Genomic DNA, 24,080 nt, shown 5'->3' on the forward strand with positions numbered 1-24,080 from the left:
TTGGCGTGGGCTATCCAAGCTCGCGCTATTGGGCATGATCGGCTTGCCAGCCCTCGCGCAGGCCTCGCCCGGATGCCAGGCGCTCAACGGACTGAGTGGCACCATTCCCGGCCACGGATACATCCAGCTGCTGACCAACAGCCAGCAGGTCAACCAGGGGGATTACGTAACGCTGACCTCGTCCGGCACGGTTGCGTACGGCGGCTCCTTCCTGCAGCTGGTCACTAACGCCAATACCGTCTCCGGCGCGGAGACAGGCTCGGGGTCGGGTGCCGATAACCTCTCCAATCTGCTCAATAGCTCCGCGACGTACAGCATTACTTGCCAGTCCGCCGGCGCGACGATATCGAGCGTCAGCCCGGCTTCGGCAACGGTCGGCAGCGCGACGACCATTTCAGGCTCCGGTTTCTGGGGCGCCACGCAGGTCCTTTTCGGCGCGATGCCGGCCGCCTCATTTACGGTCACCTACGGTCCCGGCAATCCGATCATTAACGCGGTGGTGCCCAACGGCTCCGGTACGGTGACGATCACGGTGATCACCGATGCGGGCACGTATAGCGGCGGGTCGTTTACGTTTGCGCCACCCACGGCCGGCCCCTCAAGCGCCAGCGTGGCATTCAACAGCAGCAATAACGCCATTCCCTTGAATATCAGCGGCAATCCCGCCTCCGTCGCGGTGGCCAGCGCACCTGCCCATGGCGTGGCAACGGCCACCGGAACGACGATCACGTATTCGCCAGCCGCCAGCTACACGGGACCGGACAGCTTTACCTACACGGCCACCAATGCCGCCGGCACGTCTTCCCCAGCGACCGTAACGATCACCGTCAACCCGCCGGCGGTGCCCACGGTGGCGGCCGTTTCGGCGACGACGCCCTACAACACGGCCACCAACATCAACCTGGCGAGCGCCATCACCGGAACCAACATTGCAGCCGTGACTATCGCCAGTGCACCGGCGCACGGCACGGCGACCGTCTCGGGTGAAACGGTGACCTATACGCCATCGGCAACGTTCTACGGCGGCACGGACAGCTTCACCTACACCGCAACGAATCCGGGCGGAACCTCCACGCCGGCGACCGTCACCGTGACCGTCAACGCGGTGGGCGTCCCCACGGTTTCGGCCACCTCGGTCACGACGCCCTATAACACGCCAACCAGCATCAACCTGGCGAGCGCCATCACCGGAGTCGATATCACAGCGGTCAACATCGCCAGCGCACCGGCGCACGGCACGGCGACCGTCTCGGGTGAAACGGTGACCTACACGCCGTCGGCAACGTTCTACGGCGGCACGGACAGCTTCACCTACACCGCAACGAATCCGGGCGGAACCTCCGCGCCGGCCACCGTCACCGTGACCGTCAACGCGGTGGGCGCCCCTACGGTTTCGGCCACCTCGGTCACGACGCCTTACAACACGGCAACCCATATCAATCTGGCGAGCGCCGTCACCGGAACCGCCATCACAGCGATCACTATCGCCAGCGCACCAGCGCATGGCACGGCGACCGTCTCGGGTGAAACGGTGACCTACACACCGTCGGCGACCTACTACGGCGGCACAGACAGCTTCAGCTACACCGCCACCAACCCGGGCGGCACATCGGCACCGGCGGCCATTACGGTCACCGTGGGCGCGCTTCCCATACCCACCGCCGCCGCGAAGTCGGCGACGACGCCGTACAACACGGCAACAAACATTGACCTCACCAGCGCCATCTCGGGCACAGGCGTCACCGGCATCCTTATCGCGAGTTCGCCAGCGCACGGCACGGTGAGCACGTCGGGTCAGACCGTCACCTACACGCCCTCCTCCACCTTCTACGGCGGCACCGACACCTTCACCTATACCGCGGTCAACCCGGGCGGCCATTCGACGCCCGCCATCGTCACGATCACGGTTACGCCACTGAGCACGCCGGTCGCGGCGGCACTCTCCGTCGTCACCACGAAGGCAACGCCTGTACTCATCGAAGCCGCCGCAGTGGCAACTGGCCCCCAGCCCTTGACCGGCGCGACGGTGGCGACACAACCGATGCACGGCACGGCTACGGCTAATGGCGAACAGATCGTCTATACACCGGCCGCGGGTTTCGTGGGGACGGATACGTTCAACTATCAGCTGAGCAACCATTTCGGTACGTCAGCGCCGGGCACCATCACGGTCACGGTCACGGCTTCTGGCAGCGCCGCCGGCCTGAGCCAAACGGTTTCCACGCAACCCGGTAGTCCCGTGTCGTTGAACCTGGCCACGGCCGCGCCCGGCACCTATACGTCATCCACATTGCTCGGCATGTCGCCGGCCGGCGCAGGCACTGCGACGCTGAGCCAGCCGACGACACTGACGTTCACGCCCGCGTCGGCGTTCCACGGGTTGGTGCATATCACGGCCGTACTCACCGCAACCGCTGGGCAACCACAGGTGATCGACGTGCTTGTGCTGGTCAGCAGCCAGCCCGACCCCTCGCGCAATCCGGACGCGCTTGGCCTGATCCATGCCCAGACCATGCAAGCCGAGCGTTTCGCAGAGAGCCAGCTTCGCAACATCCAAAGCCGGCTGGACAGTTTGCATGACGGAAATGCAACGCCTTCCTTCAGCAACAACGTATCGATCAGTCTGGGCGGCAAGCCCATGCAGGCGCCGACAGGCGTGGCTGCAAATGGGAGGAGCCCAGCGGCATTCGGCACACCCTCGCCTGCCGGCCTGCGCCCTGGCATGGGAGCCGCCGAGAGCGGCGCCGGCACACCGGCTCCGGCAGATACGACGCCCCAAGGCAGCGCTCCCGTAACGCAGACACCCACGTCGTCAGGTCTTGGCGTATGGATCGACGGCGTGGCGAACTTCGGCTCCTTCGATGCGTACCGCCGCGCCGCCGGATTTGATTCCGACAACATCGCGGTGAATACCGGTGTGGACCAGCGCATCGGCGACCATGCCCTGATCGGCTTCAGTCTCGGCTATAACCACGACCGTAGCGAAGTCGGCAACAACGGCACGCGCAGCGTTGCGCAGGGCTACAGTGCCGCCATCTACGGCAGCTACCAACCGGCATCGCACCTGTACATCGACGGTGTCCTGGGCGGCGGTGGCCTGCGTTTTGATAGCCGGCGTTACGCCACCGACAGCGGCACCGCTCTCGCCGGCCATCGCAACGGCAGCCAGTGGTTTGCCTCGCTCACGGCAGGCTACGCATACGAAGCGGGCACATGGGCCGTGTCGCCCTACGGTCGACTGGCATGGTCGCTTTCATCATTCAACGGCTACGCCGAAAGCGGCGATGCGGCGGAAGCCTTGAACTACGGCACCCAGACGGTGCGCACCTCACAGGTGATCGTGGGAATACGTGCGAGCGGAAAAATGGCCTGGAACGACAACCTGTTCATGCCGCACGCACGCCTGGAAGTCGGCCACGATTTCCAGGGCACCAGCGACACCACCTTGGGCTACGCCTTCGTGCCGACAGCGGGTTCCTGGAATGTGTTGACGAACCCCTATTCCGCCAACGGCACCAGTGTGCAGGCGGGCGTTGGCGGTGACTGGCAGCTCCGGAACGATTTGTTGATAACCACGGAGTATCAATACCTGCTCATGCCGCATGCGCACGACCAGAGCATACGGGTCGGCGTGCACAAACAATTCTAGGCACCCGACATCCCCCGATTCTGAGTAGCGCTGAACACCGTCATCGCCGGGCTATTCATTGACCGGCGATTTCCTTATCCAGACAAACCAAGTTCCACGCGTCAATGCCATGTGAAAGTGGACACGCATGCGGCAACTGCAAACGAATAAACATCAAGCACACCCGCCGATTTCGTAATTGCGCCTCGTCCGCACGCCTTCTCAGTATGCGTAGCCGATCGACACATGATGACCATGCGTCGAGTGAACGCATCAGTTCACCAACCGAGAGGGTTTCCCCGTATGGATTTACGCCATTGGACCGTTGCCCGCGATCGCGCCCTTCAAGCTGCCCGCCACCTGTCGCCTGGAGGCCAGCCCAAGTTCCGGATATTGCCCGCGCTGCTCCTTGCCGCCAGCTTGTCGTTGCTACCGAGCAGCGGACAGGCGCAACTGGCGAACCCGACGTATGGCTGGAACCTCGGCAACACCCTGGAAGCCACCTGGTCGGGGGCCATCATGCCGACGCAACAGCTCATCAACAGCGTCGCGGCTGCCGGCTTCAACACCATCCGCATTCCCTGCGCCTGGGACCACAACGCCGACCCGAACACGCATGTGATCAATGCGTCCTACATGGCCACCGTCACGCAAGTCGTGCAATGGGCGCAGGCCGCCAATCTCACCGTCATCATCAATGATCACTGGGACGGCGGCTGGTTCGAGAACTCGAACTTCAACACCTACGACCCGAACATCAACGCCAAGCTGGTCTCCTATTGGACGCAGATCGCGAACAACTTCAAGAATTACAACTCGAAGTTGCTCTTCGCCGTCGCCAACGAGCCGGCCGTGTCCTCGCAGGCGCAGACCACGGTGCTGATGCAGTACTACCAGAACTTCGTCAACGCGGTCCGCGCCACCGGCGGCAACAACAGCACGCGCTGGCTCGTGCTGCAGGGGCCGGGCGGCAGCAACATCGACAACACCTATGACTGGGTGACGGCACTACCCTCCGATCCCGCCAAGCACCTGGCGTTCGAAGTGCATTACTACGCGCCCTATCAATACGCGCTCATGAGCGCCGACGCCTCATGGGGATCGATGTGGTACTTCTGGGGCAACAACTATCACTCGCCGACACTCACGACCCGCAACGCCACCGCCTCCACCGAGGAGTCGTACGTGACGTCGCAGCTGCAAAAAATGCAGTCCAAGTTCACCAGCCAGGGTATCCCCGTGCTACTGGGCGAATTCGGCGCCATCCGCCGCACTGGCACGGCAGGCCTGACGGGTACCGAGCTCAACCGGCATCTCGCCTCGCGCACGTATTTCGACAAGACCTTGGTCGGCCAAGCCAACAGCATGGGCATTCGACCCGTGTACTGGGACGACAGCGATAGCGGCAATGGCAACAATACGTTCGGGATCTTCAACCGCTCTACGGGAGCGCTGACCCGTCCCGACGACGCCCGCGCCTTGACGGGTGGCGCTGCGCTTCCGCCGCCTGGGGGCTAGCGACCGGCGTGGACGACTGGTGAAAAGGGATCAGGCTCACTTACGTGAAGTCCGGAAGTGAGCCTGATCCCGTCGCAGGTCACCTTCGCGTTGCGACTTCTACAGGCGCTGCTCTACCAAATCCCCGGTATCCATCGATATCTGACCCGCCCCTGGTACTCGCGATAGCCCGCCAGGCCATCGGCAAGCACGCGCTCCTCGAACAACGTGCGCGGAATCAGCGCGAGTACGAATACCAGCGCCGGGAGCACGCCCCACCATGAGCCGAGGCAGAGCGGGATGCATACCGCCAGCACGCTGCCCGAGATATACCCTGGATGTCGAACGACGGCATAAGGTCCCGTGTCGATCACCCTCTGCCCACGATCGGTTTGCAGGCGAACGCCCGGTTCGAAAAAACGATTCACCGCCTGCGCCCATGCAGCCCCCGCGAAACTCAGCGAAAGCGGCACATAGCTGGCCCAGCTCAACCACTCGGGTGTTTGCGCCAGCTGGTAGCGATAATCGAGCGCCGACACGGGGAAAATGGCCAAGAAGCCCGCAAAGGCCATCGCGATGAATACGTAATCCAGCTTCAAGGTACCCGGCTGTATGCGGGATCGAGCCGAGAAAATCGCCGGATTCACTCGCCACAGTACCGCCGTGGCGATGATCACCTCCGCGATGAAGACAGCGCAGAACACCCACGCGCGTGTCCATGCCAGCGTGCCGGCAGGTGCGAACAGCACCGCTCCGATGAGGAGCAAGCTGATAACCGACGCGACTAGGCTGCGGATCACAGGCATTCGATTCCATCACCGTGTCTTGATGAAAACCGCGATGGCGATGACACCGCATGCTATGACCTCGGCACAAAGCCCGCGTGAAAATGGTGGCATGCACTTCTACACGAATGGCAAGCCGGCGATGTTGCCCGTGCCTGAAGTGCGTAGCGGATCACATCGCCCGCCCCACCCTTTCACGTGGTCACCACGACAGCGCAACGATATATAGCGATAGCGCCGCATCGACGGCCATGGCGTCATTACCTTCGATGGACGGCGGGTCATCCAGACCCGCCGCAAGGAGAGTCGCATGAGCCGACCCATCACCAAGGACGACATTCGCGAGCGCATGATCGAGCTGGTGGCAAGCGCCCTGGCATCTTCGCCCCAAGCGATTCGAAGCGACACGCTCTTCTCGAAACTGGGCGTGGACTCGGTAGCTGTTGTCGACATAGCCCGACAGCTGGAAATGTGGTTGCAACTGGAAATCGACCCTACCGTTGCCTGGGACTATCCCACCATCGATGCGATGGCTCTCTATCTGGAAGAGCAATGCCGGGCTCAGGCTTCCACAGACTGATAGTCGCCGTTCTGTAGCACCTCGTTCGCCACGAAGTTCGTTTATCCGAAATCAATGGCCCATTACCGCGGCAAGGCGCTTAGGAAGGGAGTCGCAGTCATGGTCATCGCCGGCATGAGTTGTCATTTTCCGGGCGCCAATGGTCTCGATGCCTATTGGCAGTTGATCCGCGAGAATCGAACGGCGGTCGGCGATCCGCCGGCTCATCGCAACGAGCTCGTCGACCGGCTGAAGGCGTTGAACATACCGCTCCAGGGCGGATACATCGCGCATGAAGATACCTTCGACGCGGAACGGTTCCGTATTCCGGAGCACGAGGCGCTCTGGATGGACCCTCAGCAGAAGCTGGTACTCACCCACGCGTGCAAAGCCCTGGACGATGCCGGCCTGACGCTCGATGCGCTCAAAGGCAGCCGGACGGGCGTTTTCGTCGGCGCCATGGCCAACGACCTGGCCTATCTCCAATGGGGCGACGTGCCCAGCGTCGAAAGCGTGAATATCACGGGTAACGGCTTGTGCCTGATCGCCAACCGTCTTTCCTACGAACTGGATCTGCATGGCCCGAGCATGACCGTGGATACGGCATGCTCGTCGTCGCTGGTGGCCGTACATCAGGCCGTTCGCGCCCTTCGCGACGACGAATGCGACGTGGCACTGGTGGCTGGCGTCAATGTGATCCTTTCCGCGTTGCTGCAAAAGTTCTACCAGATGGCCGGCGTAGGGTCGCCCGACGGCTATTGCCGGTCGTTCAGTGCGCACGCCAACGGCATCGGGCGGTCGGAAGGCGTAGGCGCGCTGGTGCTTTGCCGCGAAAAGGACTGGCCGCCGGCGCGCCGCCGCAGCTATGCGGTCATCGGCGGCAGCCAGGTGAGCCATGGCGGCCAAAGCATTCGTTTCACCGCTCCCAATACACCGTCACAAATCGCGCTGCTGCAGCGTACCTATGCCCAGGCCGGCATCCACCCGCATGAGCTCGCCTATGTCGAGGGCCATGGCACCGGCACCCGGCAAGGCGACCTGATGGAGATCAAGGCGCTGCAAACAGTCTTTGAAGGCCGGACATCCGCCTGTCCACTGGGGGCGGTCAAGAGCCTGATCAGCCACACGGAGGCAGCCTCCGGCATGGCAGGACTGATCAAGGTGGCGCTGATGCTCCATCATCACCACATACCGGCAAGCGGCTACGCGGACGCGCCTGCCCCGCAGCTCAGCGCATCGTCGCCGGTGCAACTGGTGGCGGCTCCGAGCTCATTGGATCCAACGCATACCCATCACATGGGCGTCAGTGCGTTCGGCCTCGGCGGCACCAACGCGCATGTGGTGCTGACGTCGCACAACGCCGCTTGACGCCCGTTGTCTCGCACGGAGCGAATCGACCGATATGCCGAAGATCAAGCTAGCGGAAGGGACCATGTACTACATCGACCGCGGCAAAGGCCCCGCCGTCGTCCTGCTGCACAGTTATCTGGCCAATGCCTTCATGTGGACCCCGCAAGTGCAGGCCCTCGAAACGCGCTATCGCGTGATCGTGCCGGACCTGTGGGGGCACGGCAGTTCCGGCGCGCTGCCGGAACGCGCGAACGACCTGACCGCGCTGAGCGCGCACCTGCGACAGCTGCTCGATCGCCTGGACCTGGCAACGTTCGCCCTGGCAGGCCAATCCGTTGGCGGCATGCTGGCGGGGGAATTGGCACTCATACTCCCCGAGCGCGTGCAGGGCCTGGTGTTGATGGGCACCTACCTCGGCCCGGAACCGGCGGCACCCCAAGCCTATTTTCTGGACCTGCTGGACCGGGTCGAAGCGAGCGGCATATTTTCGCCGGCACTCCTCGAAGAAGTGACTGCCCTGTTCTTTCCGTCGGCGGCCTCGCCCGCAACATCATCCCTGAAAGCGTCGTTCCAGAAGCAGCTCACCCTGTGGCCGGCGCCAGCCATACGAGAAAGCGTCGTACCCATCGGTCGCATGATCTTTCAGCGGCGCGATCTACGCCCTCATCTTCAAGCGCTGCGGCCGACCGCTACGCTGGTGATGTGCGGCGAACACGACACCATTCGGCCGCCGACCGAGTCCCTGGCCATGGCGCGGACCATCGGCTGCCCGTATACGGAAGTTCCCGGCGCGGGCCACCTGGCTAATCTCGAACATCCCGAATTCGTCACGGGGACGCTGGTGAATTTCTTGAGCAGCCTGGAAGGTGCACCGCTCACTGCGCTCGCTTGAAACAGAAAAGGCGTCCGGTTCACTTCGAAACCGACCTGCACTTAGCCTCTCGCCGCACGCAACAGCACCACCACACCCAGCCCATACGGCATCAACCAGGGAATCGCCGGGATGCCCACGATCATCCCCGGCGTGGTGTACCAACGCTCCGAAAGATCCGGATACTGCAAACCCCGCGTCACCAGGCCGGCAACGGCGATCGCGGCGATCACCGTCATCGCCCACGCGACGCCGCGGGAGAGCCAGCCCTGCCGCATGAAAGACAACGCATAGAAAGCCGTCGCCATATAAGTCATCAGCCCGGCGAAGAAGAGCAGCACATCCGAAGCATTCGCCAACGGCGTGCCGTCCAACGAACGATAGGCCGCCAGGTCGCGCGCCGCCGACATGGTCCAGCCGATCACGAGGGCCGCCCAGACGAGCTGGCACCCTACGGCAAGCAAACCGCTGGCCTGCCCCAGCGGGGCGAGCAAGCGATCGCCGGTGTCGCCGCGTGCGAGCGGCTCCTTGAGCAACAGCAGCCCCGCGCCGAGGAAAGCGGTCGACACGAAGAGGATCACGAACCGCACGTGGTTCATCGCCAAAGTGGCGGTGAAAGGCGGGCCATAGCCCGGCATCAGCGTCAGCAACGCCCACGGCAGGATCAGCAGCACCCCGGCGATCGCCACGCTGCGCCGGTACTCATCGCCGGACCGCCAGGCCGGAAGGATCAGCGCGAGCGCGGCCCCGCCCATCAAGAGACATTGCGCAATGGTGAGCGCCGCGGACACCGCCAACGAGTAACGCGCCGGCGCACCGAATATCCCGATCGCGATCAATAAAGCGAGAAAAAGCAGCCCTGCCGCCACCCCATGCCGTCCATGCCGACTAGCCATCATCGCCCCCTGTGCCGGTAGCTGCCTGGTTTCCGTCGGGCGCCTACGCGTCCGTGCTCGCCAGAGCTTTCGCGACAAACCGCGCGGTCCGCAATCAGCCAGTCGTTATAGGGAGCGCCCCGTAATCAGCGGCTCGGGACCATGGGCGCCCTGCCCTGGCCTCTATCTGGCGGTCAGCAAAGCCCTCGCCGCGCGCTCCAGCGCAGGATCTCTTCCCTGCCGGATACTCTCCACGGTGGGTGAAACCGCGATATCCGGATGCAGCCCCACACCCTCGAATACCGTGCCATCGGGCGCACGATCGTCTCGCGTACCGACACGCGCGCTGCCGCCGCCGGGAAGCGGGAAGTACAGCGGCTGCCCAGTGCCGCCCGCCGTCCTTTCGCCCACCGTGATGCCCCGATGCATCGCACGGAACGACGCCACGAAGTCCTCCGCCGCGGAGAACGTATGCGCGCCGGTCAGCACCGCCACCGGCACGTCGACGTGATGGGCAGCGTCCGGGGATACCTCGAACGGCGGGACCTCGGCCCAGCCCGGCAGCACGCCACGTGCGCGGTCCGCGGCGCGATAGCTGCGGGTTCGGATCAGAGGGCCGTGGATCGTTTCTCGCGCCAGCATCTGCAACAGATCGATGGGGGTGCTGCCGCCGCCGTTGGCGCGGATGTCGATCACCAGCCCCTTGGCCGCCTTCACGCTTGGCAAGTTCGCCAGCAGCGTCTTGGTGCCTTCCGTATCCTCGAACTCGTTGATGGTAAGCACGGCGATACCGTCCGGCCGCAGCTTGAACGAAGCACGCTCTCGCTTGAATTTGCTTCGATCCGCCGTCGCCAACCGCGTCAGCACACGCGCCTCCTCCTTGCCGGCGGCCGTCTTCACGGTGACGTGGATCTGGCTGCCCTGGCGCCCGCCGAGCAGCCCGTAATCGAACGTGCGCACCTGCAAATCCTGCGGCGAGGAAGCGCTCTGGTAAGGCGCGATCTCGCGCTCCGCATAGCGCCGGATGTCTTCCCCATCGATCGTCAGCAGCACGTCGCCCACCCGCCACCGCTGCGCGAGCAACGCCGGATCATCCACCGCCGTCACCACGACCGCGTTTTCCACCAGCTGAGTCTGCAAGCCAGGCTTGCTCCAGAAGGCGTCCTGCAACGACTTGGGGGGAAATACGTTGGTGTGCCCGTCCTTGAGCAACGCGACGAAGCGCGTCAACACGCGGTAGTACTCCTCGGTGGAGGCGGTGGCCCGCACCTTGGGCAGAAAATCCAGATAGGTCTGGTTCCAGTCCAGATCCGGCTGCCGGTCGAAGAAGGCGAAGTTGAAACGCGCCTCCGACCACACCACGGACAAGCCCGCGACTTTGGCGTCATCGCTCAGGTTCGGCACCGGTGGCAGATCCTGCCCTGGCTCACGCGTCCACAGACGCTCCCGACTGCGTGCCGTCTCGACCAGCCGCGTAAAGCGCGGGTCATCGTGGAGCGAGACAAGATCCACATCCGTCGCCAGATGCTCCGCGGACACGCTACCGCCTTGGGAGGCCATCAGCGCCTCCATCGCCTTCTCCTTGCGCCCCGCCAACGCTTCGTTACAGGCCAAGTCGTACATGGCGGAATTCCAATGCCAATCCATGCCCCCCGGACCGGCCGCGAGGTAGGGCTCCAGCACGGCGGCCGCCTCGGCGTAGTGCTTGGCTTCGTAGAGTTTGAGGGCTTCGGTGTAGCGCGCAGGGAGATTGGCCGGAGTGGCGGGAGCCTGCTGAGCGGCAGCGGTATAGATGGCCGTGCAGATCGCGAGAAAGAGAGCCTGGCCGTACCTTCGTGTCTTTGCCTTGATCATGCCGTGAGTGTCCTTGATGCACTGCGCGATGATGTGGCGGGCCGGGGACTCATATCCTCTCGCCTCGTTTGCGACCGCCGATGGAATTGCCGGCTTCAAGGTATCGGAAAGCGGGTGCAAACTCATGGTTGCCAAAGGCTAACGACGGGCCGCCGGGAATGTAATGCACTGGCGAACTTCCTGCGCCGCCTCAAGTCAATGGAAGGGCCTGCCCGGCGCTCTGCCCGGGCCATCGAGGGGGGAGACACACCTTGAACAGGATGAACCTAAAAGCGGGCGGCGCCCTTATGCTGGCCATGATATTCGGCCAGGCCACAGCCACGGCCACCGATGCCAGCCACGCCTCCACGCCTCAGCGCATGCCGGACAGCTATGCGCAGGCGGCGAAGCTGATCGACCTTGGCCATGGCCGCTACCTCAATCTTCGCTGTTCGGGCAGCGGACCGCAGACCGTTATGCTGGAGGCCGGCGCGGTCGCCGATTCCTCCACGTGGTTCAAGGTGCAACCACTCTTGGTTGCCCATGCGCGCGTCTGCGCGTACGACCGGGCCGGGTTCGGTTTCAGCAGCGAGGGGCCATTGCCACGAAATCTCGACGCCGACGTGTCGGATCTGCACGCGCTGATCCAGCGCGCCGATCTTACGACCCCGCTGGTGATGGTTGGGCATTCGCTGGGCAGCAACATCGTTCGGCAGTACGCGGGCCGCTATCCGGCGGACGTGAGCGCGATGGTCCTGCTTGATCCGCCCGCGCAGGACATCGGCCGGTTTGCCCCCGGCTGGCAGAAGGATGAAGACACTCTCTCGGTACAGCGGCTTGCGTTTCTTCGCCGGTGTGAGGCTACCGCCGAAAAGCACGAATTGCCGTCCACCGATAAGGAATTGAGCCAGTGTCTCGGCGAGGCCGATCCGCTCGCCAGCGCCAAGCTCAACGCGGTGAACCTGGCTCTCATGTCGAAGCCAGCGTATTGGCACACCGTGCTGTCGGTACTCCAAAACAATGTCGAGGTGTTCAAGCAGCCTGTGTCAAAGCAGGAGGCGCACGGCTCGACGCCCCTGTTTGTACTGTCTGCTGCCAACACGTATGCCGATGCGCTGCCACGTGACCGCAAAGGGCTGGAAGAAGCCCGTGCCCACACGCAGGCGCAGATAGTCGCGACCTCCTCCCGCGGTACGCTGGTACACGTTCCGGATACGTCGCATGACATCCAGATCGATCAGCCGGACGCGGTGGCCAAGGCGGTCATGCAGGCTCTAGGGATGGTGCAACACACACCGAAGTAGGGAGCCATGCAACCACTGGCCTCAAATTCGGGTGTCAAGAACAACTCGCGAGCTCAGACATATAGAGAGGATCAAGCCGACTGGGACTCTTGGGATTCCAAGCAGAACGGGGGCAGGTTCACCTCCATTCTCTTGAAAGTGAACCTGTCCCCGTTCTCCACGCTCGCTCACCGATCCCGCGCCATCAGTGGCGCGGAGGGAGCCCGCTTGCACCTTCGGTGCGGAGGTAGGCATCGATCTGACCAACCGTAGTGGGCGGATCAGCCACTGCGTGTCCCGTTATGTCGATTCGCGTGGGCAGGTAGTCAAACGTATCGCTACTCAGCTTCGTGGGGTCGCCACCGAACTTATCCATCGTCATGCACAGTGATTCGCGAAAATTCATGAGTGCAAAGGAGTCCATGCCATTCAACCATTGGCTGAATTCCTTCTGCTGCTGAGGATCATCCAGGTCATATCCCTTGTCTTTAGCGTACTCGGCGAGCAACGGCACCGAACTATAGCCATTCCCCGATTGATCGCAGAGCGCTTTGGCCGTCGCCTCGTTCAATCCCGCATGCATCAGGAAGGGCACGGTGTTGCCGTCGTTTTCCGGCTCGTACTTGTTCGCCGCCTGCACATGCTGATACTGGCTGATTCCCAAGGTGGTCGCGATGGCGGTCACTGCCGCCGGTATGCCGATCACTGGGTCTTCACTAGCGAACAGGGCGAACGAAGAAAGTCCGCGTATAGCTGTCAGCGTTCCTTCGACAGGATTGCCATTCGCAAAGTTAACCCCGGAGGTCACGAAGTCACTGACCGATGCCGCCATGGAAAGGAAAACCGTGCCCGCCGTCCCCGCCATCATGCTGGTGTCGTCAAGCAGGGAAAGCGACTTGCCCAGGTCGACCCCGTACTTGGTAAGCCCGGCGGATGAAGAAAACAAGCTCAATGAGTTCTGCAGATTCGGATCGGACAGCTCCTTGTTGGCACTGTTGACGAAGCCGACCCCCGCTGCCGTCGCACCCGCAAAGCGGAAGAGCTGATTCGCCACGGTGTTCCCTGAAAGCACTTCGATGGAACCCAGCTTCTCATCCAATGTTGAAAGTTTGGCTTGCACAGCTTCCGCATCATCGCCGGCGGCCGGAACGGATTCCTCAACCGCATCGATGGCTTCATTGAACTCAGACTCCTTCCCCGCGGGTATCCCAAGCAAGGTCGCGAATTTCGAATCACGCAACCCTTCCAGCGAGGCAACGGCCTTGGCGCGATCGGCGGGATCGTTGAGGTTGTAGTTGGCCGGCAACGCTTTCAGTTTCGCCGTGACAAAGGCCTGCGCGACATGCCCTGCTGCCTCACGCGAAATATTTCCCTTTTCGACATTCTCGGCGATGACGTTGAGAAGTCCTTCGCCCTTTTCGCCCTCAAGATCTTCCGGATGCTTGTCGAGTTCGAGCTGCAGTCCTTCCTGGTATGAATCATCTTTCATGATCGCGCCAATGCGATCCTGCACGCTGCCCATGCCCATGTTGTCGGCTTGCTTGAGCGCAGGAGGCAAACCATTCATCTGAACCAGCATGTCATCCAGCGTCTTGGTATCCGTCTGCAACTTGGCCTTCGCATCGTTGACGTCGTTAGCCCAATCAGGGCCCTTTTGCTTGAGGTAATCCTTGACCGCCTGATTCTTCTGGTCCGGTGTCATGGCCGAGCCTTCGTTCTTCTGGAGCCAGGCAAGCTCACCGATCTTGTCGTTGTACTCCTTGGCGTCGGCATCGACCTGCGCCTGCATGGCCTCGACTCCGGACATCGCAGCGCCACTGACCCGGGTGCCGGCGACGGTCTGTCCATCTGCCTGCAATTGCTTGGCCACGTCGACCGATAGCGAGACGTCCGCGCCCTGGCTTCCGATCGCAAGTTTGATCATATTGGGATCGATGCCGTGCGCCTCGATAGCTTGCGTCACCATCGAGCTCAACGTGCCTGCGGCAGGTGTGCCCGACACGACGGAATAGATCTTCGACAGATCGGCGTACATGAGCGCGGAGCCCACCGGGTTGTTCTGCCCGATGATCTTCTGAAGCGTACCGGCACTTTGCTGGACGACCTGGGCGGCAAGATCCGGCGGAAGATCCTTAACGGTGTTGTAGAGAAGATCAGTGGCGGTGGACCGGTTCTCGGCATGGCCGCCCCACTTGGCATTCACTTCGTTTGCCGTCTGGGTGACCCAACCCTGCACTTCGGCATTGTTCTGAGCATAGGCAATCACCGAAGCCGGCTGCCCTTGCAATACAGAGCCCAGTTTGGACAGCGCGGCCTGTCCTGACGTGTCGGGCGAAGCGAGGGCTTTGGCCGAGCTGATGAGATCATTGGCGTGCGCCTGATCGCCGGCAGGCTTGACGGCCGCCTGCAGCGCGGACTGGATCGCGGGATCGTTCTGGTACGGCGCCGAGAGCTTCGTGCCGAGCTGCTGTGCCAGGTCCTGATCGGTCATCTGGTTCTGCATCATTCCGGGATAGCTGGCGCGCAAGCCGGGGATGCCGCCGACGAGCTGAGCCTGAGCCGCCGTCGTGATGGCCTGGTACGCGGCGTTGACCACGGTGCCGTTTTCGCCCTGATCGATCGCGGCCTGGTAGTTCTTGATCGCCTGATCCAGCGGAGTTTGAGGCTGCGTCGACGGCGTAGCGGTATCCGCGCCTTTGGCCGTCTGTTCCTGCGTGGCCGCGGGGATGGTAAGGCGCTGGCCCGGCGTCAGCGTCGCATCCGCGCTCAGGTAATTGGCCGATGCCAGCGCCTCGGGCGTAATCTGATGTTCGGCCGCAATAGACGCTATCGTTTCTCCCGCGACCACGGGGTGCGTCGTTGCCGGAAGAGGCGTAGCAGAACGCGCCGCCGGGTTCGAGATAGATCCATCGATATTGAACATGGCGACCTCGCACTAAGGGCTAGTGGCTTGGCCGCGAACGTACCCCGGGCTTTCACGACGTCGCTAGCTGGGATCGTCCCTAGGAAATTAAGAGGTCGCAGTGCTTTTAGTAATCCGCAAGAAAACGTGGGAGGCCTCATGGTTGCCGGAAGCTGACGGTGCTGTGGTCGCCTAAAACCAGGGCGCCGAAATAACTTGCGCCGTCGCGCGATGCAAATCTACTTAGCCATATGATGAAAGAGGCTGGCATGTTGGTCTGCATGAGCGAATGGTTATTCGGCCACGATGGAAATCCGGTGCGAAACAGGAGGATGCGTATGCTGCAACTCTCCATGCCTTCGACGTCCTTTCTTTATATGAGACCCAATCTACTTTCGAAGCTCGGGTTCGGCTTACTCGCTTTCTTCGACGTGATGTGGATCGTCAGCTCGCATGCGAACCCTCGTATGTCGCTCTTGGAGATCCTGGGGATACCCCTGCTCGCGTCCGGCATCGGTTATGCCGGCATCAAGACGCTTAAAAACGGGACATACGATGACGTCAATGAGGTCTGGCTGGATGGCGACGCCTTGATAGTCAAGAATCGCGGCATGGTCTCGCACATCGCGCTCAACGATGTCACCGACGCCGTCGATGCGACTATCCACAGCACGGTGGGGCGCCCTCTTCCGCGCATCCGACTGACGTTTCGCGGCGGATCCTCAAGCCCGGGTGAAAGCATCAGCTTCCTGGCGGGCGGCGCACATGGTCCATTCGGTCCGCTCGACTTGAAGTCGATTCTTGCGATATTGAAGCGTCGGATAGATGAAGTACGCCAGAGTTCCGCGTGAGCGCAACAAGAATCCCTGGCGCGCACGCGCCACGTCGCTATGCAGTGGATATCGGGGACGGTGGCTAAAGGCAATCAACCATGTTCGACCTCGGCGCGGATGCCTAGATGCTAGCTATGTCCACTAAATCCGGGTAACTCCAACCTGACCCCGTTCTCGGATCACTCCGGGCATGGCTAAGATGGGCGCCAGTAAGGTCCGCTTTCGACTGCAGCTTCAGCCGGTCAACGCAACACACTATAGACGCGCAAGCGGAAGGAGTGTTGCGTTGACCGGCTGAAGTCGCAACTCAAAGTGGACAGGCGTGGACCTAGAGAAGAGGCAGCGATTGTGGCTGAATTGAGTGACGTCCAAGGAAGTGAATTCGACTGGCTTTGCGCGGACCGGCACGGGCGGTGGGGAATCATTGCTACGGGTGGGCGTGGGCCTGTCCCACAGCAAGTTCTCGCGGCTGCCGAAGTTCATGACGCGTTGGCGGCTTCCATCGAAGTCGTGAACTGGGGAACGAAGGGCGTCTGGAAGAGCTACGCAGATGCTGGACTCTTCGTCTACGACTGGGACGATGCAAAAGTTGCGTATGCAAGGCTCTGCGCACCGGCAGCGCCGATAAGTAACGACTTCGCCTCTGCGATTCAGAATGCGGCGGACGCCATTCCACAGCTGGACGTTGATTTCGATGATGCAGAAGTAATTCACTTAGATTAGTTGGGATGTCGGCTTGCGACCCGAAGCGGACGTTACCTTTTCTACGCGCCTAGAGAAGAAGCTGGCTGAGCAACCCCAGGAATCCTTTTGATGCTTCCATTTTTTCTTGGTTTTCTTTTGCTGACCACGATGATCGTGGAGTTCTTTACGGTGAACGGGAGCCGGGCGGAAGTTGAGCAGAAGGCTCCTGATTTGGCGAGGCGGCTTTTCAATTCGGTTGGCGACCAACTTTTGCATAAAGCCGGGCCGGCTCGATTTCGCCCCCTGTTCTTCGAAGCAGTTCCTGATGCGATCAAGCCAACCATCATCATGCTTCGCTATGTTTGCGCGGCCAACCTCATAGCGATGTCTGCTTTCGGCATCTATGTCCTGGTTTTCATCCTGCGAGGCATCTTCAGTGGCTAGATGCATCCTGCAGGTCGCCTAGTCTGGGGTAGATGTCCAGTACTGAACAATGCGGCCACAGTCGTCGTATAGTCCGCTCGTGACCCGTAGCGGGCATCTTCAGTGCACCAAGACTAATCAGGGGAAAGCGATGCTTCAGCGTGCATTGTTTGCCGTCTGTACCGGTATTTTGGCTACGCTCTTGCTTCTCGGGGCGGCTTTTGTTGCCGATTCAGCCGGACTTGCATCCTTGGCAAAGGCACTATTTTGGCAAAACTCTCTGCTCCAATCGTTCGCGCCACTGGGCAACGTCGGCTCTGCGGTGCACCCTGTTTACGAGGGAGGGGCGCTTAATCTGATCGCTTTCGTAGCAAGCATTCCGCTCGGTGTGGCCGTCTATGGGGCTGCCGCATTCGCTCTGATGGCCAGGACATGGCGCCGCGCGTGAAGCCTTCCAACAGTCCGCTTCCGACCCACAGCGGACAGTTCCATATTTACCGTAGAGACAAGGCCACAACACTAAGGAAGGGCGATGACGTCCGATGAGTTCGTATCAGGTCTGAGCGCTGCGGTTGTTGATGAAAACAACGCGACCTACCGGACCCTTTTCCTGAACACCGAACCAGGGCAGGCAGCTGACCCTTATTGGCGGCGCGTTTTGATGCTGTTTGGCGACCTAACTACCGATCAGCGCGATATCCTTTTGGAACTTACTCGTCAGGTGACGATCGATGCCGTTGCAAACGTGCTTGGCATCATCGATGGGGGGTGTGGTTTGAGCAACGCGACCGGAAGGTTTCAATTGCTTTATGAGGGTCTGGATCTCGGCGGCGACCTTCAAAGCCTATTTCTTGAACGGGCGGAGCATGCGTCTTCCTAGGGTCCGCTTTCGACCCGGAGCGGACCTTTCGGCAAGGAAGAAAACCAGAGGGCTAGCGATGGAGTACGTAGAAGAAGAGTGGATTTCGCCGATTGGCGTTCTAAGGCTTCTGGAAGCCGGAGACGGGATTTCTGCCGCAAAAGGCGTTATCGGGCTGGCCCTGAACTCGTCCACCCTGGCACCGGCCCTCGAAGTTTCGCTAGCGGCGGTCCAAGCATCAGATCCGCTCGTCCGGGGAAACGCGTTGCTTAGTTTCGGGCACTTGGCTCGCCGATTTCGTCAGCTTCCACACGAGCCGGTATACGATCTTGTCGCCTACGGACTGATCGATGCTGATGAGCATGTTCGAGGGCAGGCAGACGCGGCCGCCGACGATCTTGAACAGTTCTTGGGCTGGCATATAGAAAGGCCATAAGGTCTGCTTCCGACCCGGAGCAGACATAATGGTGATGGCCTCGGGGGAGGCATAAAAGACAATGGGGAATCCAGTGGAACAGGAAGAGTTCGTTGCGACGTTGCTGTTTCCTGATGAGTACCGTCGACAACTAAATCAAGTCGCCGGTTTGACATCAAGGCGCATTGATTTTCTCAAGCGAAAGTTCGGCTCAATGTCGGGTGGAGAGCTGGTCCAGATCCCCATCGAACAATGTACTTCCATCGCCTATAGCGACCGTCGTCCGGTGCACATCATCGTAGCTGGAGCGCTCCTGAGCCTTGTCGCGCTAATCGCGCTCTACGTGATGGCAACAAACTGGGAAGCCATGGGTCCGGATGGACGTATTCCAGTAGGTGCACTCTTTGTTGCAACCCTTTTCGGTCTGAAGATGACGTTCGGCGCTCGGCGCCACGAATTGACCTTCGGCATGAAGGGGCGTTCGAACATCAAGTGGCGATCTCGACCTGGCGACTTCAAATACAAACAGCCGAGCGTGGACAAGGTCCTCGAATTCGCACGATCCAAGAGCTTGCTGCGAAAGGCGTCCTGACCTTTGGCCAAGGTCCGCTTCCGACCCGTAGCAGACATTACCGAGGGGTTCAAACGTGGAACTTTCGGATCGAATTCGAAAATTGGTCGAGGCTGGAGACTATGCCGAAGCTCTTCGACTCGGCACCCCTGCCTCAGGTAGCCGTATCTACGACCCGGAGGTTCTGAAGTCCATGTTTGGTCTCACTGCTGAATTGAGATCAATTTGCATGGACTTGGCGATCAGGAAGCAGGACAGTGGCCCGGAATACTTTGCCATCGAAGACCTTCTCCGTAAGGCAAACGACCTGACCGGCGGGGATGTGTACGGTCGGATCAGGTGAATCAATCAAGGCGATATGGATCCCGAACGGCGAAGGCACAATGTCCACTTCTGACTGCGCACATTGCCGATCAAGGAAGAGGAGGCTGAGTGAAGTGCAGATAGAAAACGAAGTCTTCAGCGGCCATTTGGCCGAATCAGCGAACTGGGAAGATGACGTCTTCCGGTTCTGTACATTTTCAGGCTTGGACGAAGAAGGCACTCACGTAACTGCCGGGTTTATTGACTGCACGTTCGAGGACTGCCGGTTCTACATGGCCTCGTTCAATTGCGCCACGCTCATTGCCGTGACATTCAAGAATTGCCTTTTCCTTGGCTGTGGGTTTCCCGGGAGCCGTCTTGCCGAGTGTGCATTCGACAATTGCAGCTTTGATGCCGATAACCTTGGTGGAGAGTGCAGATTTGAAGGGTCCCGCTGGTACGCCTGCGAGCAGAGAGGTACTCAAGGTTTGCGTAACGAACTGGCAATGGCCTAGTTGTCCGCTATGTCCGCTTCGCCCATAGCGGACTCTTCCTCCCCTATCGGCATTTGTAGAGCGAATGGATGGTCAGGAGATCGCGAACCCGAATCCGTTACTTGGTCATGCGGCCAGCCATCTCATGACAGCCGTCCCTAAGGATGAAAGGTTTCACCCCGGCTCAACATGCCAATGAACTCCTCGATCTTGCGCGCTCGCGTTTCGGGCTTCTTCGCATTCTGTATCCGAAACAGGATGGCGTAGCGGTTGCGGCTCTTCAGCGTGGAGAAGAACGCCCTGGCCTTGGGGTTGGCGTCCAAGGCGGCCTGCAGGTCTTCCGGTACGGTCGAGTTGCCGGGGGAGGCATAGGCTCGTTCCCAGCGACCATCGTTCTTGGCCTTCTCGATTTCCAGCATGCCGGGCGGACGCATTCTGCCGGCGGCGATCAGTGCTTCGGCCTTGTCGGTGTTGATCTTGGACCAGATGCTTTTCGCGGAGCGTCGCGTGAAGCGCTGTAGCCAGTATTCCTCGCTCTCGGCCTGCTTCTGACCATCGATCCAGCCATAGCAGAGTGCGCTCTCCAACGCTTGCGCATAGGTCAAGGTCGGTTGCTTGGCACCCTTCTTCGCCAGGCGCAGCCATGTCCCGGTCGACGTACTTCCGTTCTTCGCCAACCAGCTTTCCCATGCCTTCTGGCTTGCAAATGTGAGATGCGATTCCGTCATGGCGATGCCCCGTGTCATGGATATCACGATCGGTCTCGGCATATTCGCCGCAAGTTTCTCAAAACGAAACGAATTAATGGGGGCTAGACGCCCGCGCATACAACCCGACCTGGAGATTTACATACCTCATGCCCTGCTCGCCCGAACGCTCAGCCACCAATCATCGGGGCGCCCCATGCAGCGACGTATCTCACTGACTATCCAGCCGGCATCTGTGAGCGCGGATCGCAGGTCAGGCTCGCGCCAGTACGTCTCCGTGTAATACCGACGTGCCGCGCCGCTGCCGTGTGTGGACACACCCTCGCCATCGCCATCCCTGACCGAGGCGTGCAGTTGGCCACCGGCCCGGGTCGCACCTGCAAGTCGTCTCAGCACCGTGCCGAGATCCTCGCGCACGACGTGGATAAGGCACGCGCAGGCCCAGATCCCGTCGTACGGCGTACCGGGACGTTGTGGGTCGGCAAGGTCGTCGGTCAACGGATCCAGCAGGTCGGCCTCGAAGCCATGCTGGCGGAGCAGTTCGACGAAACCCTTCGAAACATCGGTGCGTCGAACGCTCATCCCTCGCTTCTCGAGCGCAAGCGCATCTCGTCCGCCGCCACTTCCGATCTCCAGCACGCGTCCCGAGCCACCCAGGGCGGCCACGAACGCATCCATCTCGATCGCCACCCATTCGGGCATGGCCGCAGCCTCGGCAGCGTACGCCGCCGCCGTCATGTCATACGATCTTATGGTGTCCCGGTCGGTACTCATCTTGGCGACCTCGGCGATAAGAGACAACGATGGTTTTAAAGGAGATGAACCTGACTCTCCGTTATTCCGACCGCTTGACCCTCCATCAAGACATATTCACCCTTGTCGCCCCGGCGCGGTACCTTCGGATCGAGCTTCACGCAGGACTTCCTCCGCATGAGGTCATGTCGACCTTGGCAAAAGCGACAGCCGTTTCCGCGCTGACGTTTGTCGCCGCGGTGCGCGCCCTCGCATCCCCTTAGGCTTGCCATTCCATCCACGGCACCACGCCGCCGCCTGCGATCAGCAACACCATGGCGCCGAGAATAGCGCAGTAGCCCAGAATGGTTTGTCGAGAAAGCGTCGCGCGTGCGCGGGCCAGTTGTTCTTCCGGCGCTGCTGTTGCCTGCGTATATGAGGTAGAGCTAGGGTTCGAACGGCCGGTCTAAGCAGACGCGATATACGCCCTGACCGGTGAACAGCCTCATCGACTCCCCGCACGCGAGACAAAAGCCATGCCCGTCGATCAGATGTATGACCGCCTTAACGGCGCACCGCAAGAAGAGCGGCCGATCCTGGTGCGCTGACATGAAATCTTTTGCCCGTGCCGCATCCATCGTTACGACTGTTTTGATGGCTGGAGTAAGCGCTTGCGCAACGCCCGTGAAAGATCCTTCCATGTTTCTGGATCAATTGCCCATCAGCATGGCTTTCCATCCTCAAACGCCCATCGATGCGAATACCTATCCGGAGGAGCAGGCGGTTTTCGTTCAAGGGGTCACGGCGCAAGTCCAGGCGAAGGGCTATCAGATCACCGGGCAGCGGGTGTTCGTGTTCGTTGGTTATGTTCCGGAGATTGGGCCGCAATGGGTTGTGCTCCATGCGGAACTCAACAATCGCCTCGACGCTGCCTACCACGCCAAAGAGATCGCGAAAGACGCCAGGGAGACCGAGCCCGTCGCGTCCTCGATTTGGAGGCTGTCCAATGGACAGTTGCTCGCGGTGGCCCAGTCCCATCCGCTGCCCGATGGGAAGGCCTTGGTGGGCTATTTCTCCCTCAAAAATAGCCCGTGAAAGCACGGCTGAAAGCATCGGCATGCATACGGGCACCGGACGACAGGCACTACCCCGGACCGCCATCCCCGGCTTAGGATCGGCGACGCTGCCGGATGATCATCGTGCTGGCGGCCAACCACAAGGGGAACAATGCATGCGAATGCAACGCCACCCACCTGGACACTCCGAAGTCTGAGTATTCGGCTCCAGTCTCCGACAATCAGCGCGCTCGACGACACGCAAAAAAGGAACGGAACATGGCAACAGGGGGATGTGGCAGACGGGATTTCATCCGGATTTCCGCTGCTGCGATAGCGGCCGCCTGGATGGCGCCGCCCCTTCGAGCGATGGCTTCCAGCGAAAGTGACGCTCTTCAAGAAGCGGTCAACGCCTTCGTCAAGGCCAACGGCTTCCATGGCGTCATTCATCTCGTGCGAGAAGGACGTGTGGCGTTTTCGCAAGCTTTCGGCATGGCCGATGTGGAAGCCGGACGGAAGGCGTCGCTGGACACGCTCTATCCCCTCGCATCCATTTCCAAATGGATCACCTCGATCACGGTGCTGAAACTGGTCGATCAAGGCAAATTGACGCTCGATGGCACCATCGCCGATTACCTCCCCACCTATCGGCGAGACACCGGCGCCAAGGTGAAGCTGAAACATCTGCTATCCAATGCCAGCGGCATCCCCAATGGCTTTAACCCGAAGGCCGATCCCGGCCTGTGGACCAAGTCCTTCTCCACTGGCGAAGCGATCAAAGCCTTCTGCTCCGGCGATCTCGCGTTCGAGCCGGGCAGTCGCTTTGCCTATGACTTCACCAACTGGATTATTGTCAAAGGCATTATCGAAACGGTCACCGGCAACGATTTTGTCGAAGTCGTCGATGCGCTCACCCTGGCGCCACTGCGCGCCACAGGCATCTCCCCGGGTTACGTTGAGCGCACACGCGCCCAGGTCGCCGCTGGTTACGCCACGATAGAGCCGCCTGTCAGAAAAATGTATCCGCCGCTGGCATACACGGTGGCCTCCGGCGGCTATTGCGGCACCGTCCCCGATCTTGTGCGCATGGCGCAGGGCGTCTACGGCACGGCGCATCTCAGTGCGGCGTCTCGCGAAGCACTCAGCACGGTTCTCGTGCCCGAGGAGTCTTATGCGCTTGGTGGACGCGTCAAGTCGTTCACGATCGCGGGCGAAACGAAACGGTTCGCCTGGGAAACGGGACGCGTAGACGGCTATCGTTCGCTCCTCGCACACCGGCTGGATGGCAAGGCCACGTTGGTGGTACTCAACAACACCGACTTGAGTCAGAAGGCGATAGACGGGTTTGGAGAGCAGGTCCTTCTTGGCTGATATGCGTTAAGTGCGTCGGCCGGTTGAACGGCATTGTTGCCTTAACTACC

General features: G+C 61.0%; 23 protein-coding genes. 16 read left to right on the forward strand and 7 right to left on the reverse strand.

Annotated features, from left to right (window positions below):
• Window positions 1-34 precede the first annotated feature (34 nt).
• Both ACNR9O_RS10740 and ACNR9O_RS10745 read left to right on the forward strand, forming a co-directional pair.
• A complete protein-coding gene (locus tag ACNR9O_RS10740) occupies window positions 35-3,649 on the forward strand; it encodes an Ig-like domain-containing protein (RefSeq protein ID WP_473680705.1) in 3,615 nt (1,204 codons plus the stop codon).
• Between the two features lie 372 nt (window positions 3,650-4,021).
• Window positions 4,022-5,146, forward strand: a complete 1,125-nt coding sequence (locus ACNR9O_RS10745) for a glycoside hydrolase family 5 protein (protein WP_473680702.1) — start codon at window positions 4,022-4,024, stop codon at window positions 5,144-5,146.
• Window positions 5,147-5,259: 113 nt separating this feature from the next.
• Here ACNR9O_RS10745 and ACNR9O_RS10750 read toward each other — a convergent pair whose 3' ends face one another.
• On the reverse strand, window positions 5,260-5,931 hold the full coding sequence (locus tag ACNR9O_RS10750) for a methyltransferase family protein (RefSeq protein ID WP_473680700.1): 672 nt from the start codon (window positions 5,929-5,931) through the stop codon (window positions 5,260-5,262).
• Window positions 5,932-6,220: 289 nt separating this feature from the next.
• On the opposite strand from ACNR9O_RS10750, the gene ACNR9O_RS10755 reads away from it, so the two are divergent.
• The 3 genes from ACNR9O_RS10755 to ACNR9O_RS10765 all read left to right on the forward strand — a co-directional run bounded on the left by ACNR9O_RS10755 (window position 6,221) and on the right by ACNR9O_RS10765 (window position 8,711).
• Entirely contained in the window at window positions 6,221-6,490 is a 270-nt protein-coding gene (locus ACNR9O_RS10755; RefSeq protein ID WP_473680698.1) for an acyl carrier protein, read from the forward strand.
• Window positions 6,491-6,589: 99 nt separating this feature from the next.
• A complete protein-coding gene (locus ACNR9O_RS10760) occupies window positions 6,590-7,837 on the forward strand; it encodes a beta-ketoacyl [acyl carrier protein] synthase domain-containing protein (protein WP_473680696.1) in 1,248 nt (415 codons plus the stop codon).
• A 64-nt stretch (window positions 7,838-7,901) separates the two neighbouring features.
• Window positions 7,902-8,711: an alpha/beta fold hydrolase gene (locus ACNR9O_RS10765; RefSeq protein WP_473680694.1), complete on the forward strand. Its 810-nt coding sequence runs from the start codon at window positions 7,902-7,904 to the stop codon at window positions 8,709-8,711.
• Between the two features lie 41 nt (window positions 8,712-8,752).
• Here ACNR9O_RS10765 and ACNR9O_RS10770 read toward each other — a convergent pair whose 3' ends face one another.
• Window positions 8,753-9,559 carry a hypothetical protein gene (locus ACNR9O_RS10770; RefSeq protein ID WP_473680692.1) on the reverse strand — a complete coding sequence of 269 codons (807 nt, stop codon included), beginning with the start codon at window positions 9,557-9,559 and terminating at the stop codon, window positions 8,753-8,755.
• A gap of 189 nt (window positions 9,560-9,748) precedes the next feature.
• A complete protein-coding gene (locus tag ACNR9O_RS10775; protein ID WP_473680690.1) occupies window positions 9,749-11,419 on the reverse strand; it encodes a S41 family peptidase in 1,671 nt (556 codons plus the stop codon).
• A gap of 260 nt (window positions 11,420-11,679) precedes the next feature.
• On the opposite strand from ACNR9O_RS10775, the gene ACNR9O_RS10780 reads away from it, so the two are divergent.
• Complete coding sequence (locus ACNR9O_RS10780) at window positions 11,680-12,702, forward strand: alpha/beta fold hydrolase (RefSeq protein ID WP_473688381.1); 1,023 nt, start codon at window positions 11,680-11,682, stop codon at window positions 12,700-12,702.
• Window positions 12,703-12,886: 184 nt separating this feature from the next.
• On the opposite strand, the gene ACNR9O_RS10785 is transcribed toward ACNR9O_RS10780, so the two are convergent.
• Window positions 12,887-15,604: a LysM peptidoglycan-binding domain-containing protein gene (locus ACNR9O_RS10785; protein ID WP_473680688.1), complete on the reverse strand. Its 2,718-nt coding sequence runs from the start codon at window positions 15,602-15,604 to the stop codon at window positions 12,887-12,889.
• Between the two features lie 317 nt (window positions 15,605-15,921).
• On the opposite strand from ACNR9O_RS10785, the gene ACNR9O_RS10790 reads away from it, so the two are divergent.
• The 8 genes from ACNR9O_RS10790 (at window position 15,922) to ACNR9O_RS10825 (ending at window position 19,711) form a co-directional block, all read left to right on the forward strand.
• On the forward strand, window positions 15,922-16,434 hold the full coding sequence (locus ACNR9O_RS10790; protein ID WP_473680686.1) for a hypothetical protein: 513 nt from the start codon (window positions 15,922-15,924) through the stop codon (window positions 16,432-16,434).
• A gap of 330 nt (window positions 16,435-16,764) precedes the next feature.
• Window positions 16,765-17,139, forward strand: a complete 375-nt coding sequence (locus tag ACNR9O_RS10795; RefSeq protein ID WP_473680684.1) for a hypothetical protein — start codon at window positions 16,765-16,767, stop codon at window positions 17,137-17,139.
• A 90-nt stretch (window positions 17,140-17,229) separates the two neighbouring features.
• Window positions 17,230-17,544, forward strand: coding sequence for a hypothetical protein (locus ACNR9O_RS10800; RefSeq protein WP_473680682.1), 315 nt, complete (start codon window positions 17,230-17,232; stop codon window positions 17,542-17,544).
• A gap of 130 nt (window positions 17,545-17,674) precedes the next feature.
• Complete coding sequence (locus tag ACNR9O_RS10805; RefSeq protein WP_473680680.1) at window positions 17,675-17,971, forward strand: hypothetical protein; 297 nt, start codon at window positions 17,675-17,677, stop codon at window positions 17,969-17,971.
• 84 nt (window positions 17,972-18,055) lie between these two features.
• Entirely contained in the window at window positions 18,056-18,403 is a 348-nt protein-coding gene (locus ACNR9O_RS10810) for a hypothetical protein (protein WP_473680678.1), read from the forward strand.
• 58 nt (window positions 18,404-18,461) lie between these two features.
• Window positions 18,462-18,818 carry a hypothetical protein gene (locus tag ACNR9O_RS10815; protein WP_473680676.1) on the forward strand — a complete coding sequence of 119 codons (357 nt, stop codon included), beginning with the start codon at window positions 18,462-18,464 and terminating at the stop codon, window positions 18,816-18,818.
• 73 nt (window positions 18,819-18,891) lie between these two features.
• Complete coding sequence (locus ACNR9O_RS10820; protein WP_473680674.1) at window positions 18,892-19,389, forward strand: hypothetical protein; 498 nt, start codon at window positions 18,892-18,894, stop codon at window positions 19,387-19,389.
• A gap of 55 nt (window positions 19,390-19,444) precedes the next feature.
• The gene (locus ACNR9O_RS10825) at window positions 19,445-19,711 is read left to right on the forward strand and encodes a hypothetical protein (protein ID WP_473680672.1); all 267 of its coding nucleotides are present in this window, start codon (window positions 19,445-19,447) and stop codon (window positions 19,709-19,711) included.
• 178 nt (window positions 19,712-19,889) lie between these two features.
• Here ACNR9O_RS10825 and ACNR9O_RS10830 read toward each other — a convergent pair whose 3' ends face one another.
• The 3 genes from ACNR9O_RS10830 to ACNR9O_RS10840 form a co-directional block, all read right to left on the reverse strand.
• A complete protein-coding gene (locus ACNR9O_RS10830; protein ID WP_473680670.1) occupies window positions 19,890-20,156 on the reverse strand; it encodes a hypothetical protein in 267 nt (88 codons plus the stop codon).
• A gap of 167 nt (window positions 20,157-20,323) precedes the next feature.
• Entirely contained in the window at window positions 20,324-20,893 is a 570-nt protein-coding gene (locus tag ACNR9O_RS10835) for a YdeI/OmpD-associated family protein (RefSeq protein ID WP_473680668.1), read from the reverse strand.
• A 126-nt stretch (window positions 20,894-21,019) separates the two neighbouring features.
• Complete coding sequence (locus ACNR9O_RS10840) at window positions 21,020-21,673, reverse strand: class I SAM-dependent methyltransferase (RefSeq protein ID WP_473680666.1); 654 nt, start codon at window positions 21,671-21,673, stop codon at window positions 21,020-21,022.
• A 540-nt stretch (window positions 21,674-22,213) separates the two neighbouring features.
• Between ACNR9O_RS10840 and ACNR9O_RS10845 the strand changes: the two genes are divergently transcribed.
• Together ACNR9O_RS10845 and ACNR9O_RS10850 are read left to right on the forward strand one after the other, a co-directional pair.
• On the forward strand, window positions 22,214-22,699 hold the full coding sequence (locus ACNR9O_RS10845; RefSeq protein ID WP_473680664.1) for a hypothetical protein: 486 nt from the start codon (window positions 22,214-22,216) through the stop codon (window positions 22,697-22,699).
• Between the two features lie 95 nt (window positions 22,700-22,794).
• Window positions 22,795-24,030: a serine hydrolase domain-containing protein gene (locus ACNR9O_RS10850; protein WP_473680662.1), complete on the forward strand. Its 1,236-nt coding sequence runs from the start codon at window positions 22,795-22,797 to the stop codon at window positions 24,028-24,030.
• Window positions 24,031-24,080 lie beyond the last annotated feature (50 nt).

Source organism: Dyella sp. CR10 (assembly GCF_055814425.1).